The sequence below is a fragment of the Novosphingobium sp. BL-S-34 genome (genome assembly GCF_056857015.1).
Genome location: NZ_CM166472.1, coordinates 2,932,467 through 2,946,120, shown reverse-complemented (window position 1 = coordinate 2,946,120; position 13,654 = coordinate 2,932,467). Strand labels below are relative to the sequence as shown.

Annotated in this window: 9 protein-coding genes; 7 read left to right on the top strand and 2 right to left on the bottom strand. The window is 66.8% G+C overall.

Annotated elements, in window-relative coordinates; genetic code table 11:
- Window positions 1-182: 182 nt before the first annotated feature.
- The 7 genes from AC1VV3_RS14030 to AC1VV3_RS14000 all read left to right on the top strand — a co-directional run bounded on the left by AC1VV3_RS14030 (window position 183) and on the right by AC1VV3_RS14000 (window position 10,018).
- Entirely contained in the window at window positions 183-3,032 is a 2,850-nt protein-coding gene (locus AC1VV3_RS14030; RefSeq protein WP_431568712.1) for a 2-oxoglutarate dehydrogenase E1 component, read from the top strand.
- An 8-nt stretch (window positions 3,033-3,040) separates the two neighbouring features.
- Complete coding sequence (gene odhB / locus AC1VV3_RS14025; RefSeq protein ID WP_431568711.1) at window positions 3,041-4,273, top strand: 2-oxoglutarate dehydrogenase complex dihydrolipoyllysine-residue succinyltransferase; 1,233 nt, start codon at window positions 3,041-3,043, stop codon at window positions 4,271-4,273.
- A gap of 121 nt (window positions 4,274-4,394) precedes the next feature.
- On the top strand, window positions 4,395-5,795 hold the full coding sequence (gene lpdA / locus AC1VV3_RS14020; RefSeq protein ID WP_431568710.1) for a dihydrolipoyl dehydrogenase: 1,401 nt from the start codon (window positions 4,395-4,397) through the stop codon (window positions 5,793-5,795).
- A gap of 229 nt (window positions 5,796-6,024) precedes the next feature.
- Complete coding sequence (locus AC1VV3_RS14015; RefSeq protein ID WP_482961921.1) at window positions 6,025-6,459, top strand: hypothetical protein; 435 nt, start codon at window positions 6,025-6,027, stop codon at window positions 6,457-6,459.
- Window positions 6,460-6,480: 21 nt separating this feature from the next.
- The gene (locus AC1VV3_RS14010; protein WP_431568709.1) at window positions 6,481-7,257 is read left to right on the top strand and encodes a TorF family putative porin; all 777 of its coding nucleotides are present in this window, start codon (window positions 6,481-6,483) and stop codon (window positions 7,255-7,257) included.
- 107 nt (window positions 7,258-7,364) lie between these two features.
- On the top strand, window positions 7,365-8,903 hold the full coding sequence (locus tag AC1VV3_RS14005; RefSeq protein WP_314463668.1) for a DUF4403 family protein: 1,539 nt from the start codon (window positions 7,365-7,367) through the stop codon (window positions 8,901-8,903).
- A gap of 179 nt (window positions 8,904-9,082) precedes the next feature.
- Entirely contained in the window at window positions 9,083-10,018 is a 936-nt protein-coding gene (locus AC1VV3_RS14000; protein ID WP_431568708.1) for a quinone oxidoreductase family protein, read from the top strand.
- 28 nt (window positions 10,019-10,046) lie between these two features.
- On the opposite strand, the gene AC1VV3_RS13995 is transcribed toward AC1VV3_RS14000, so the two are convergent.
- Window positions 10,047-11,699 carry a dipeptidyl-peptidase 3 family protein gene (locus AC1VV3_RS13995; RefSeq protein ID WP_431568707.1) on the bottom strand — a complete coding sequence of 551 codons (1,653 nt, stop codon included), beginning with the start codon at window positions 11,697-11,699 and terminating at the stop codon, window positions 10,047-10,049.
- A gap of 255 nt (window positions 11,700-11,954) precedes the next feature.
- On the bottom strand, window positions 11,955-13,619 hold the full coding sequence (gene recN, locus AC1VV3_RS13990) for a DNA repair protein RecN (RefSeq protein ID WP_134095083.1): 1,665 nt from the start codon (window positions 13,617-13,619) through the stop codon (window positions 11,955-11,957).
- Between the last annotated feature and the right edge of the window lie 35 nt (window positions 13,620-13,654).

Genomic DNA, 13,654 nt, shown 5'->3' with positions numbered 1-13,654 from the left:
CAATCCCCCGCGGGCGGCGCGAATCTTCGGATTTGCGCCGCCACGGGACCCACACGCGATCCGGCACGTTCGAGATGCCGGACGCCATGCGAACGAAACGGCCCCCTCTCCATCGGGACCATCGTTCCAGATCTAGCTTGGTAGCGCCGGCCGTTTTCCGGCGCGACAAAAGGTGACACCCGATGGGCGACGAAAGTTTCGACTTCACCCCCGATGATGCCCTCGACGGCCCGCAGGCCGGCCCGAGCTGGCAGCGCAAGAACTGGCCGCTCGTAGGAGCGGAGTTCGAGGACGACCTGACCCAGGGCCTCGACCCCAGCGCGCTCAAGGTCCAGATCGAGAAGGCAGCGGCAAAGGGCGGCCAGAAGGTCGACCAGTCCCGCATAGACGAAGCCGCGGCCGACGCAATCCGCGCCATGATGCTGATCCGCACATATCGCGTGCGCGGTCACCTGGCTGCCGATCTCGATCCGCTCGGCCTCAACCAGCGCCAGCTTCCCGCTGACCTCACCCCCGAATACCACGGCTTCGTAGGCGCCGCGCAGGACCGTTCGGTCTACGTCGGCGGCGCACTCGGCCTGGAGTGGACGACCGTTCGCGAGATCGTGCAGATCCTGCGCGCCAACTATTGCGGCAAGGTCGGCCTCGAATACATGCACATCGCCGATGTCGAGGAACGCCGTTTCCTCCAGGAGCGCATGGAAGGGGCGAACAAGGAAATCGAGTTCACCCCCGAGGGCAAGAAGGCGATCCTTCAGGCCGTCGTGCGCGGCGAGCAGTACGAGAAGTTCCTCGGCAAGAAGTACGTCGGCACCAAGCGCTTCGGCCTTGACGGCGGCGAGGCCATGATCCCGGCGCTCGAAGCCGTGATCAAGTACGGCGGCACGCTGGGCGTGAAGGAAATCGTTTACGGCATGGCCCACCGCGGCCGCCTGAACGTGCTCGCGAACGTCCTTGCCAAGCCCTACAAGGTCATCTTCCACGAATTCTCGGGCGGCACCGCCAATCCCGAGGACGTGGGCGGCTCCGGCGACGTGAAGTACCACCTCGGCACTTCGGCCGACCGCGAGTTCGACGGCATCAAGGTCCACATGAGCCTGATGCCCAACCCCTCGCACCTCGAAACCGTCGACCCGGTCGTGCTCGGCAAGGTCCGCGCCTACCAGGCGATCGCCGACGACATCGGCGACGACATCGGCCCGGGCGCCAAGCACAAGCAGGTGCTGCCGGTCCTCATCCACGGTGACGCGGCCTTCGCCGGCCAGGGCATCATCTGGGAGTGCTTCGGCCTCTCGGGCGTGAAGGGCTACAACACCGGCGGTTGCATCCACTTCATCATCAACAACCAGATCGGCTTCACCACCAGCCCGCAGTTCGCGCGCAACTCGCCCTATCCTTCGGATGTGGCGAAGGGTGTCCAGGCGCCGATCCTGCACGTCAACGGCGATGATCCCGCCGCGGTGACTTTCGCCTGCAAGCTGGCGATCGACTATCGCCAGACCTTCGGCCGCGATATCGTGATCGACATGTGGTGCTATCGCCGCTTCGGCCACAACGAAGGCGACGAGCCTGGCTTCACGCAGCCGCTGATGTACCAGAAGATCCGCCAGCACCCGCCGGTCAGCCAGATCTACGGCGAGCGCCTGAAGCAGGACGGCGTCATCGACGACACCTTCCTGTCGCAGACCGAAGCGGACTTCACCGCCCATCTCGAAGAGCAGTTCGAGGCGGCCAAGACCTACAAGGCCAACCAGGCCGACTGGTTCTCCGGCCAGTGGAGCGGCTTCCACAAGCCTGCCGATCCCGAAACCGCGCGCCGCAACGTCGACACGACGATCGAGAACAAGCTGTTCGACAGCCTCGGCCGCACGCTGACGACGGTTCCCGAGGGCCTGACCGTCCACAAGACGCTGGCCCGCGTGCTCGCGGCGAAGGAAGAGATGTTCAAGTCGGGCGAAGGCTTCGACTGGGCCACGGCCGAGGCGCTCGCCTTCGGCAGCCTCGTCACCGAAGGCTACGGCGTGCGTCTCTCGGGCCAGGATTGCGGCCGCGGCACCTTCTCGCAGCGCCACGCCGTCTGGACCGACCAGACCGACGAGCACAAGTACACCCCGCTTTCGACCCTGCCCCACGGCAAGTTCGAAGTGCTGGACTCGACGCTGTCGGAATATGGCGTGCTCGGCTTCGAGTACGGCTTCGCCAGTGCCGACCCGAAGACCCTGGTCCTCTGGGAAGCCCAGTTCGGCGATTTCGCCAACGGTGCGCAGATCATCATCGACCAGTACGTCGCCTCGGCCGAGTCCAAGTGGCTGCGCGCCAACGGCCTCGTCATGCTGCTGCCCCACGGCTACGAAGGCCAGGGTCCGGAGCACTCGTCGGCACGTCTGGAACGGTATCTGCAGCTCTGCGCGCAGGACAACATCCAGGTCTGCAACATCACGACGCCCGCGAACTACTTCCACGTTCTGCGCCGTCAGATGCACCGTCCGTTCCGCAAGCCGCTGATCATCATGACCCCGAAGTCGCTGCTCCGCCATCCGCTGGCGAAGTCGACGGCCGCGGAGTTCACCGGCGGCACCTTCTCGCGCATCCTCTCCGACCCCAAGGGTTCGGAAGACGCCGCGACCAAGAAGGTCATCCTGTGCTCGGGCAAGGTCTTCTACGACCTGCTCGAAGCCCGCGATGCCGCCGAGATCGACGATACCCAGATCATCCGCATCGAGCAGCTCTACCCCTTCCCGGGCGAGCCGCTGGCCAAGCGCCTTGCGCGCATGCCGAACCTCGAAGAGGTCGTGTGGTGCCAGGAAGAACCGCAGAACAACGGTGCGTGGTTCTTCGTCGAATCGCAGATCGAGGCCGCTTCGAAGGAAGCCGGCGTCGCCCAGCCGCGTCCGCGCTATGCTGGCCGCAACGCCTCGGCCTCGCCGGCCACCGGCCTCGCCAAGCGCCACGTTGCCGAACAGGCCGCGCTGGTTGCCGACGCGCTGCACCTTTCCGTCCGTTCCGAACTCCGTCGCAAGCAGAAGGCTTGAGATAAATCATGACCACTGAAGTCAAGGTCCCCGTCCTCGGGGAATCCGTCGCCGAAGCCACCATCGGCCAGTGGCTCAAGCAGCCCGGCGAAGCCGTTGCCGCTGACGAGCCCATTGCCAGCCTCGAGACCGACAAGGTCGCGATCGACGTCATGGCGCCCCACGCGGGCGTCATGGGCCAGCAGCTCGTGGCCGAAGGCGACACCGTCGTCGTCGGCGCGCTGATCGCCACGATCGAAGAGGGCACCGGCGCTGCCGCCGCTCCCAAGGCCGCAGCCGCTCCGGCCGCCGCCGCCCCGGCTCCGGCCCCCGCCGCTGCCGCCGTCGCCCCGGCTGCTGCAGCCTCGGACGAAGCTTCGGCCGGTTCCTCGGTCCTCTCGCCGGCCGTGCGCCGCGCGGTCCTGGAGCACGGCATCGATCCGGCCACCATCAAGGGCACCGGCAAGGACGGCCGCATCACCAAGGACGACGTCCTTGAAGCGGCCAAGAACAAGCCCGCCTCGGCGCCTGTCGCTGCTTCGGCTGCCGCTGCTCCGGCCGCGCGCAACGAAGAACGCGTCAAGATGACGCGCCTGCGCCAGACCATCGCCAAGCGCCTGAAGTCCGCGCAGGACAACGCCGCGCTGCTCACCACCTTCAACGACGTCGACATGTCGGCCGTCATCGAAGCGCGTGAGAAGTACAAGGACGTGTTCCAGAAGAAGCACGGCATCAAGCTCGGCTTCATGTCGTTCTTCGCCAAGGCTTCGGTCCTGGCGCTCAAGGACATCCCGGCGGTCAACGCGCAGATCGACGGCGACCAGATCGTCTACCACGACTATGTGGACATCTCGATCGCGGTCTCGGCCCCGAACGGCCTGGTCGTTCCGGTCGTAAAGGACTGCGACAAGCTGGGCTTCGCCGGCATCGAGAAGGCGATCGCGAACTTCGGCAAGAAGGCCAAGGAAGGCACGCTGACCATGGCCGACATGGCCGGCGGCACCTTCACGATCTCCAACGGCGGCGTGTTCGGCGGCCTGATGTCGACCCCGATCATCAACCCCCCGCAGTCGGCCGTGCTCGGCCTGCACCGCATCGAGGACCGCGCCGTGGTTCGCAACGGTGAGATCGTGATCCGCCCGATGATGTACATCGCGCTGTCCTACGATCACCGCCTGATCGACGGCCGCGAAGCGGTCACCGCGCTCAAGACGATCAAGGAAGCGATCGAGGATCCCACCCGTCTCCTCATCGACCTCTGAGTTAAAAGCCCCGCCCGCCCCGAGAAACATCCGGACGGGCGGGGTTTTCACTTGAGCCGAAATGACTATTTTCCGCTCGTGCCCAAAATGTGCGAAGCACGAGCGTACGGAGGCCTGAACAATGGCTGATTACGATTACGACGTCCTTGTCATCGGTGCCGGCCCCGGCGGCTATGTCGCCGCGATCCGCGCCGCGCAGCTCGGTCTGAAGACTGCCTGCGCCGAAGGCCGCGAGACGCTGGGCGGCACCTGCCTCAACGTCGGCTGCATCCCCTCGAAGGCCCTGCTCCACGCTTCGGAATACTTCGAAGCGGCGAAGGAAGGCGGCTCGATGGCCAAGATGGGCATCAAGGTCACCCCCGAACTGGACCTCGACACCATGCAGGGCCAGCGCCTCGATGCGGTGAAGGGCCTTACCGGCGGCATCGAATTCCTGTTCAAGAAGAACAAGATCGATTGGCTGAAGGGCTACGCCCAGTTCAAGGACGCCCACAGCGTCGAAGTGGCCGGCAAGACCGTGACCGCCAAGAACATCGTGATCGCCACCGGCTCCTCGGTCACCCCGCTTCCGGGCGTGGAGATCGACAACGCCGGCGGCGTGGTGGTGGATTCCACCGGCGCGCTGGAACTGAAGGCCGTTCCCAAGAAGATGGTCGTCATCGGCGGCGGCGTGATCGGTCTCGAACTCGGTTCGGTCTGGCGCCGCCTCGGCGCGGAAGTGACCGTCGTCGAATTCCTCGACCAGCTTCTGCCCGGCATGGACGGCGAAGTGCGCCGTGAAGCCGGCAAGATCTTCAAGAAGCAGGGCATGGCCCTGAAGCTGGGCACCAAGGTCACCGGCGTTTCGGTTGAAGGCAAGACCGCCAAGGTTACCGTCGAACCCGCCAAGGGTGGCGAAGCGGAAGTCATCGAAGCCGACGTCGTGCTGGTTTCGATCGGCCGCCGTCCCAACACCGAAAGCCTCGGCCTCGGCAACATCGGCCTCGAACTGAACGCCCGCGCCCAGATCGAGACCGACCACGACTTCGCCACCAAGGTGGACGGCGTCTGGGCCATCGGCGACGTGATCCCCGGCCCGATGCTCGCCCACAAGGCCGAAGACGAAGGCATCGCCGTGGCCGAGAATATCGCCGGCCTCACCGGCATCGTGAACCATGACGTGATCCCGGGCGTGGTCTACACCCAGCCGGAATTCGCGGGCGTCGGCCTCACCGAGGAAGCCGCCAAGGAACGCGGCGCGATCAAGGTCGGCAAGTTCCCGATGCTCGCCAACTCGCGCGCCAAGACCAACCACGAGCCAGACGGCTTCGTGAAGGTGATCGCCGATGCCGAGACCGACCGCGTCCTCGGCGTGTGGTGCATCGCCTCGGTGGCGGGCACGATGATCGGCCAGGCCGCGCAGGCCATGGAATTCGGCGCGACCTCGGAAGACATCGCCTACACCTGCCATGCGCACCCGACCCATTCGGAAGCGATCAAGGAAGCGGCCATGGCCGTGCTGGGCAAGCCGATCCACATCTGATCGGCCCCCACCTTCGAAGGCTAGGAAAGGCCGGCGGTGCGAAAGCATCGCCGGCCTTTTCGTTTCCAATCGTTCCGGAAACGCATCGCCGGCATCCAAGGACCGAGCGCGGCCAGACAGGGAACTTCAATCACCGGAAACCAGCGGGACACGTTGGCCTGCTACCCCTCATGCTCAAGAATTAAGCAGAACATGCCTTGTTTTTAGGCACTATGAGAGGATGTAAGACGTGAGCCTCCTTGCCCTGACCGCCGCCGCCGCCCTCACCGCCGCTCCTGTCACGGCCCATAGTGTGCAGATCGACCACCACGGCGCCAGCTATGCGGTCGACTACGTCACGCACGTCGAAACCCGCTCCAAGGCCATCGGCATCTCGCCGCCCACCCGTCCCAGTTCGCGGCGCTGCATCGTCAGCGCGGACGTCTCGGTCGAGCGCCGCATCCAGCCTGCGGGCGGCGGCCGGGCGATCGCCACGCGCCTGCCGGAAACCCGCACGTTCACCCAGAACCATCCGAGCGACTGCCGTTCTGACGGCAAGGACGCGGCAAAGCTCGTTGCCGGCAAGTCCGACGCCATCGGCGCCCATGTCCGCAAACTCGCCTCGGCCGATCACCACGACACCCTGGCCGCCATCGACGCTGCCCGCGATTTCGCCGTGAACTGAAAACAGGCTACACGCCCGCGAATGAACCGTTATCTGATTCCGGCGGCCCTTTCGGCCGCCGCTGCCGCCACGATGGCCGCCTCCAGCGAGGCCCAGGCCCAGACTGCCTCCCCCACCTTCTCCCTCGAAGCGACCACTGACTTGCGCGAACGCGGCCTGAGCTGGAGCGATGGCAAGGCCGCCCTGTCAGCCGATGCCACCGTCCCCTTGTCCCAGAGCGTCACCCTCGACCTTGGCGCCGCAAGCCTGCGGGACAGCACGAGACATGGCGGCGCCGACCTCGGCCTGACCGCGGCGCCGGAAATCTCGCTGCTGTCGCGCGGGGGCTGGACGCTGTCGGCAGGCGCCACCGGCCATGTCTTCGTAGGCGCCTCCGGCCTCAGCTACGGTGAATTGAACTCCACGCTGGCCTACGCCATCGGCCCGGCCCAACTGGCCTTCGGCGCCAGCTTCGCGCCCTCGCAAAAAGCCATCGGCGGCAGCGACCTCTACCTTGAGGGCAATGCCGCACTGGGCGTTCCCGGCACGGCGCTTACGGTCTATGGCGGCGGCGGGTACAGCACCGGCTCGACCCGCGACGACGCCCTGGCGGCCGACCGCGTGCGCCGCCTGCGTCCGGGCGGCAGCTATTGGGACTACTATCTCGGCGTCGAGCACCAGATGGACCGGCTCGCGCTGGGCCTGCGCTATACCGGCACTTCGATCGGCGACGACCTGGCCGCCGGCAGCGGCAACGGCCGCTATCTCGATCGCGACACCGGCTCACGCCTGGCTGCCTACTTGCGCTTCACGCCGTGATTCGCTGACCCCGGCGCGCGAAAGCGCCGCGCCCGGTACCGATTGGAACCACGCCATGTCTCGGGTATTGTCCCAGTCCAAGGGGACATATCCGGGGCATCCACGCGATGAGGACAGGAAGAGCCCGCACAGCGGGCGGTGCGACCACGCTGACGCCGATCGTGCGAGCCACGACGCTTGCCCTCTGCCTGCCGCTCGCGCTGGCGGGCTGCAAGCGCGGCATGGATGACAAGCCGCCGCCCCGGGCCAACGATGCGATCACCATCGAGCCTCAGGCCTCGCTCATCACCGTACCGATCCACGCCGACGTCACCGGGCTTGCCGCCGCGCTGGAAAAGGAAATCCCCCGCCGGCTCTGGTCGATCGACCGGCCCGAGACGCCCTGCGTGCCCTCGAAGCGGGTGAAAGTGGTCTTCGTCAAGATCAAGACACCCACGATCAAGTGCCGCATCGTCGGCGAAGTGAACCGCGGGCCGCTGCGCATGACGGGCAAGGGGCGCGACATCCTGCTCAGCATGCCGCTTCATGCCGTGGTGCGGGCCGAGGACATCGGCGGCGTGCTCAAGCGCGAGACCGCCACGGCCGATGCCAATGCCCATGCCACGATCCGGCTGAAGCTGGGATCGGACTGGACGCCGCGCGGCACCGTGGACATCCGCTATGACTGGACGAACGCACCGCACCTCGATTTCCTGGGCCAGCGCATCGAATTCACCGATCAGGCGGACAGCAAGCTCAAGCCGGTGATCGCGCGGCTGGAGCGCACCCTGCCCGGCCACCTGGCCCGTCTGGAACTGCGCCCCCAGATCGAGCGCGCCTGGGCCTCTGCCTTCACCTCGCTGCTGCTGAACGAGAAGAACCCGCCCGTATGGATGCGGGTGACGCCTGAGGAACTGCAGTACGGCGGCTACGAACTCCAGGGCAATCGCCTGCTGCTGCGGCTCGGCCTCAAGACACGGACGGAGACGTTCATCGGCGACCGGCCGGCAGACCCCACGCCGAAGCCCCTGCCCCCGGTGCGGCCGCTGGAAGACGAGGCCGGCAAGCTGGCCTTCTTCATTCCCGTCATCGCCGACTATCGCCAACTGGAGCCGGTGCTGATGCGCGCACTGCGCAAGCGCGCCCAGCGGCCTTTCGACGTGCCGCACCTCGGCCCACTGATCGCGGATTTCCAGAAGGCGACGATCTACGGCACCAATGGCGGGCGCATTGCCGTGGGGGTCACGTTCAGCGCGCGCGACAAGGCCGGCCGCATGAAACCCGCGCACGGCACCGTCTGGATGACCGCCACCCCGGTCAACGCCGAGAATTCGCGCAAGGTGGACTTCGCCGACTTCCACGTCAGCGGCACCACCGACGCCGTGGGCGGAGACCTGTTGCTGCGGATCGCCAATGCTCCCGGCATGTCGGCCACGCTGGCGCTCGCCCTCGGCCAGAACTTCGAGCACGACTACCAGGAACTTCTCGGCAAGATCGCCCGCGCCATCGACGACAAGCGCGAAGGGGATTTCATGATCCGCGCGCAAGTCCGCCAGGCCCGCACCGGCCGGATCCAGGCCAGCGGCAAGGGGCTCTACCTGCCCGTGTCCGCCCAAGGCACCGCTTCGATCGTGCTGCGTCCCCAAGGCCATACCCCCAGGCCCTGACAGCGTCTCGATTCTGGACGGATCCGGGGGGATTTGCGCCAGAAAGGGACGGTTTCACTTTACGACGCCCTTGACGTGCAAACGATTTTATACAGAGTTGTCTGACGAACCTAACGCAACCAGAAGAACACGGGGATCGCTTGCAGGCAGTACTTTGCTCCGGCCACGGAGGCAGCCCCTTGCTCACGTTCGGGGAAGCACCCGATCCGGACGTCGCGGCGGACATGGTCCTTATCCGCGTCGAACTCGTTTCCATCGAAGCCATCGATCTCGTCAAGCTGGCGCTTTACCGCCGCGGGCTGGTCGAGGTTCCCGGCTGCGGCGTCGTCGGCTGCCAGGCGAGCGGCACGATCGTGGCCGCCGGCACCGAAGTCAGCCGCTTCAGCGTCGGGGACCGCGTGGTGGCCTATCACGGCTGCGGCAGCCATGCCGAACTCTTCGCCGCCCCCGAAGCCTCGACCTGGCACTTGCCGGACGGGCTGGACCCGGGCATCGGCGCCGCCGCGCCCTTCACCCTGGCCGCCACGCACGACACGCTGAATGCACGCGGCCGGTTGCAGGCCGGCGAGACGATCCTCATCAATCACGTCACCAGCAGCCTGGGCATCATCGCCCTGCAACTGGCGCTGGCGGCCGGCGCGCGGGTGATCGGCATCGCCCGCGATCCGTTCTGCCACGAACGCCTGCGCAAGATCGGCCTGGTCGACATGCTCAGCGCGGGCCGGGACGACGTGATCGCCGGATGCCTGGAGCTGACCGGGGGGCGCGGCGTGGACTTCGTATTCGACGTCAGCGCGGGCGAGCGCTTTGCACAGCTCGCGCGGCTGGTCGTGCCGGGCGGCCGCTATGCGGCGCTTTCGGCCACCGGGATGCTGACCGACATCGGCTACGGCATGGACGGCGCGGCGCCGGAACTCCATCGCCTGACGATCATGCCCGCCGCCCCGATGCGCGATCCCGAAGTCCACGCCCAGGTGGCGAGGATGCTGGAGCGCATCGCCGGCGGCGACCTGCTATTGCCGATCGAGCACGAATTCGCGCTCTGCGAGGCCGCCGAGGCCTATGAATTCATCCTCGGCGGGCGGCCGTTCGGGCACGTCGTCATGCGCCCCTGACGGCCAAAACCCGTCAGGATAAACGTGCTCAAACCCCGTCCGGGTAGACGGGGCGGATGTCCACGGGCAGTTCGGCCATGCTGGCGATCACCGCTTCGGCCTGCGGGTCCAGCTTCGCCCAGCGCGCCATGAAGGCCTTTGTGCCCTCGTAGTCGCCCTTGGCCTGGAGCATCAGCATGTCATGCAGCAGGTCGCGCAGGCCGGCTTCCATCTTCGCGTCGTCAAACGTGTAGCGCTTCGTCGCCGCGTCGTAAGTGAAGGCACCCTTGGCGCGCAAATAGCCGTACTGAAGCGCCGCGCCCTTGCCATGCGCTTCCACCGCGCCGAAGCGCACTGCGCGGAAGATCCCGGCGACATAAGTGGCGAACAGCTGCGGCCGTTCGGCGGCGGGAATTTCGCCCTTCTTCATCATCAGCAGGATGTCCCAGACCCCCGCGACGTCGGCCTTGGCTTCCTCGATCGCCGAGTTCTGCTCCTTGAGCGCCTTGTCGACCGTGGTGGTCTGCCCGTTCACGACGATCGTGCCCGGCCCCAGGCTGTGCGACAATTCGTGGAACAGCGTTTCCAGCTGCATGTACTTGCGGTCGACCAGGCCCGCCTGTGCCGGCACCAGCACGAGCGCGCCCATCGGCTTCAGGATGCGCTCGAACTTGGCGCCCAGCACGTTGGACAGGATCACCTTCTTCGCACCCTTGGCCTCGCGCACGCGCTCGTCGTTGGGCAGGTTGAAGGCCACCGTCTGCGGCCCCGGCACGTTGTCTCCGCCGCCGCGGATCTGCTCGGCCACGGCGATCGGGCTTTCGAAACCGCGCTGGAAGTTCTTGTATTCCTCCGCGATCGGCAGGTTCGCCTCCATGTCGCGCAAGTAGTTCTTGTACTTGGCGAGCGAGGCCGATTCCTCCGGGTCCTTCAGCGTCACGAAGCTCTCGAACGAGGTTTTCGCACCCATCAGCCGATCGGTATAGACCTCGTAAGGCCCGATAGCGACTTCGATCGGCGTGTCCTTCAGGTCCATCCAGGCCAGTTCGCTGGCATAGTAGTCATCCGTGCGGAAGGCCTTGGCGCGCAGCGAGAGGAACGTCTTGAGGCTGGCATTGCTGGTCCGCGCCGCCGCCTGGTCGAGAAGCTGCGCCGCCGGCTCCAGCCACTCCTTGTAGGCCACCGAATAAGGCACCGCGACCAGCTTCGCGCCGTCACGGCGAACCACCGTATAAGGGCTGGTCAGCGCCGCCTTCTGCTCGGGATGGGCCGTCAGATAGGCCTCGAAATCGGCACGCGTCAGGTCTTCGGGATAGAAGCCGGCACCTTCCGGCATCGGCGTCGTGCCCCAGAACGGATGCAGGTCGGCCAGTTCGTCCCAGGGGCCGAAATTGCGGTCGAACATTTCCACCAGCAAGTCCCGGTCGGCCCGGCGGTTCATCGAGATCGCGCCGCGGACCTGCGGATTCTCGGCATAACGCTGGCGCAGATAGACCGCGCTCATCAGGTCGGACGCCTTGATGAGCAGGTTCACCACGTCCCGCTCCTCGGCAGAGAGGAACTTCGTGTCCACCTCCATCGGGATCGTCGCCAGCTTCGCCTTCTGCGCGGCAAGATCGTAGGCCGGCTCGGCCGCGAGGACCGGTGCCGAAACGAGGCTGGTCGCAGCCAGAAGCGCGGGGGCAAGGAGGAATTTGGGCATGATCGGGTCCGTATGGTGGGATTTGTCGGGGCGGACCCTAGGCTTCCTGTCCCGGGAAGAAAAGGCAGAAGCAGGGGAGCAAAGCCCCCCCTGCACCCCCGGGAATGTCGAAGTCATGTCCAGCCTATCCGTCTGGCGCCCACGGCTGCGTCGGGAGACTTGATGGCTGCGCCGCAAGGAGCGCACCACGGGCAGGCAGCGCGCGAGGCTGACATTCCGAGGGTCCGGGGGATCATCCCCCGGGTCTCCCCTAGTTCAAACCCCTTCGAGCAACCGATCCGCCTGCGCCCGCGCCTCTGCCGTCACTTCCGCCCCGGAGAGCATCCGCGCGATCTCTTCCTTGCGCTCGCCCTCGTCCAGCAGCGCCACCGAGGTGCGCGTCACGGTGCCCTCGCTGGACTTGGCGATCATGTAGTGCCGCCGCCCCCGCGCCGCGACTTGCGGGCTGTGAGTGACGGCCAGGAGCTGCCCTTCCGAGGCGAGCCGCGCCAGACGCTCGCCGATCGCGCTGGCCACCGCACCGCCCACGCCCCGGTCGATCTCGTCGAAGATCACCGTGGCCGCACCGCCCTCTTCCGCCAGCGCCACCTTGAGTGCGAGGATGAAGCGCGAAAGCTCGCCGCCCGAAGCGATCTTGGCGAGCGGCGCGAAGTCGGCACCCGGGTTGGTGCTGATGAGGAATTCCACCGCATCCATGCCCTGCGCGCCCCAGCGCTCCTCGGGCAGGCGGATCACCGAAGTCTGGAAACGCGCGGCATCGAGCTTGAGCGGCGCCAACTCCGCGGCCACGGCCTTGTCGAGCCGCTTGGCGGCCGAACGGCGAAGGTCGTGGAGCGCCTCGGCCTGCTCGCGGTAGACCAGCGCCGCCTTCTGCGCGCTGCGTTCCAGCCCGGCGACATGTTCTTCCCCGCCCTCGATGGCATCGAGCGCGCTGCGCATCTCGCGCATCTTCTCGGGCAGGTCGTCCACCTGGCAGCCCTGCTTGCGCGCGGCGGCGCGAAGGTCGAACAGGCGGGTCTCGATGCGGTCGAGTTCGTCGGGATCGAAAGCCAGGGCCTCGGCGGCGCGGTCCAGGCGGTCTTCCGCTTCGCTGGCCTCGATCACCGCGCGGTCAAGCGCTTCCAGCGCCTCGGCCAGCAGCGGATGCTCCCCGGCGATGCGGTCTAGCCGGCGCGATGCCCCGCGCAAGGTTGCCAGCGCCGAATCGGAGCCGGTCCACAGGTGCTGCAGCGCCACGAGATCGTCGGACAGCTTCTCGCCCTTCTGCATCCCGGCACGCGCCTCGGCGAGTTCTTCCTCCTCGCCTTCCAGCGGCGAGAGAGCGTCCAGTTCGGCCAGGTGCGCCAGGAGGAGGTCCTGGTCCTCGGCCGCCTTGGCGACTTGCGCACGGGCGGCATCGAGCGCGTTCTGGGCGCTGCGCCAGGTCTTCCAGGCCGCTTCCACTCCGGCCACGTCACCCCCGGCGAACCGGTCGAGCAAGGCGCGGTGGCCCTTGGAGTTGACGAGACCGCGATCGTCGTGCTGGCCGTGGATCTCCACCAGCGCAGGCGCGATCTCGCGCAGCAGGGCCACGCCCACCGGCTGGTCGTTGAGGAAGGCGCGGCTGCCGCCGTCGGCCTTGAGCTGGCGCTTGAGGATCAGCGGCTCGCCCGGCTCGATGTCGATATCGGCATCGTCGAGCACGGCGCGGACATGGGCGGGAAGCTGGGGAAACTCGAAACTGGCGGTCACCGTGGCGCGGCCTTCGCCGGCGCGGACGAGGCCGCTGTCGGCGCGGTTGCCGATGACGAGGCCGAGCGCGTCGAGCAGGATCGACTTGCCCGCGCCGGTCTCACCGGTGAGAACGCCCAGTCCCCTGGCGAAATCCAGGTCGAGCGCTTCGATCAGCACGATGTTGCGGATGGAGAGGCGGTTCAGCATGTTCGCGATCCGTTCTAACGAAAACCGTGCCGCCC

Excerpts from the sequence above, each read along its gene's own strand:
- AC1VV3_RS14030 (WP_431568712.1), top strand. The coding sequence starts at position 183 with ATGGGCGACGAAAGTTTCGACTTCACCCCCGATGATGCCCTCGACGGC.
- odhB (WP_431568711.1), top strand. The coding sequence starts at position 3,041 with ATGACCACTGAAGTCAAGGTCCCCGTCCTCGGGGAATCCGTCGCCGAA.
- lpdA (WP_431568710.1), top strand. The coding sequence starts at position 4,395 with ATGGCTGATTACGATTACGACGTCCTTGTCATCGGTGCCGGCCCCGGC.
- AC1VV3_RS14010 (WP_431568709.1), top strand. The coding sequence starts at position 6,481 with ATGAACCGTTATCTGATTCCGGCGGCCCTTTCGGCCGCCGCTGCCGCC.
- AC1VV3_RS14005 (WP_314463668.1), top strand. The coding sequence starts at position 7,365 with ATGAGGACAGGAAGAGCCCGCACAGCGGGCGGTGCGACCACGCTGACG.
- AC1VV3_RS13995 (WP_431568707.1), bottom strand. The coding sequence starts at position 11,699 with ATGCCCAAATTCCTCCTTGCCCCCGCGCTTCTGGCTGCGACCAGCCTC.
- recN (WP_134095083.1), bottom strand. The coding sequence starts at position 13,619 with ATGCTGAACCGCCTCTCCATCCGCAACATCGTGCTGATCGAAGCGCTC.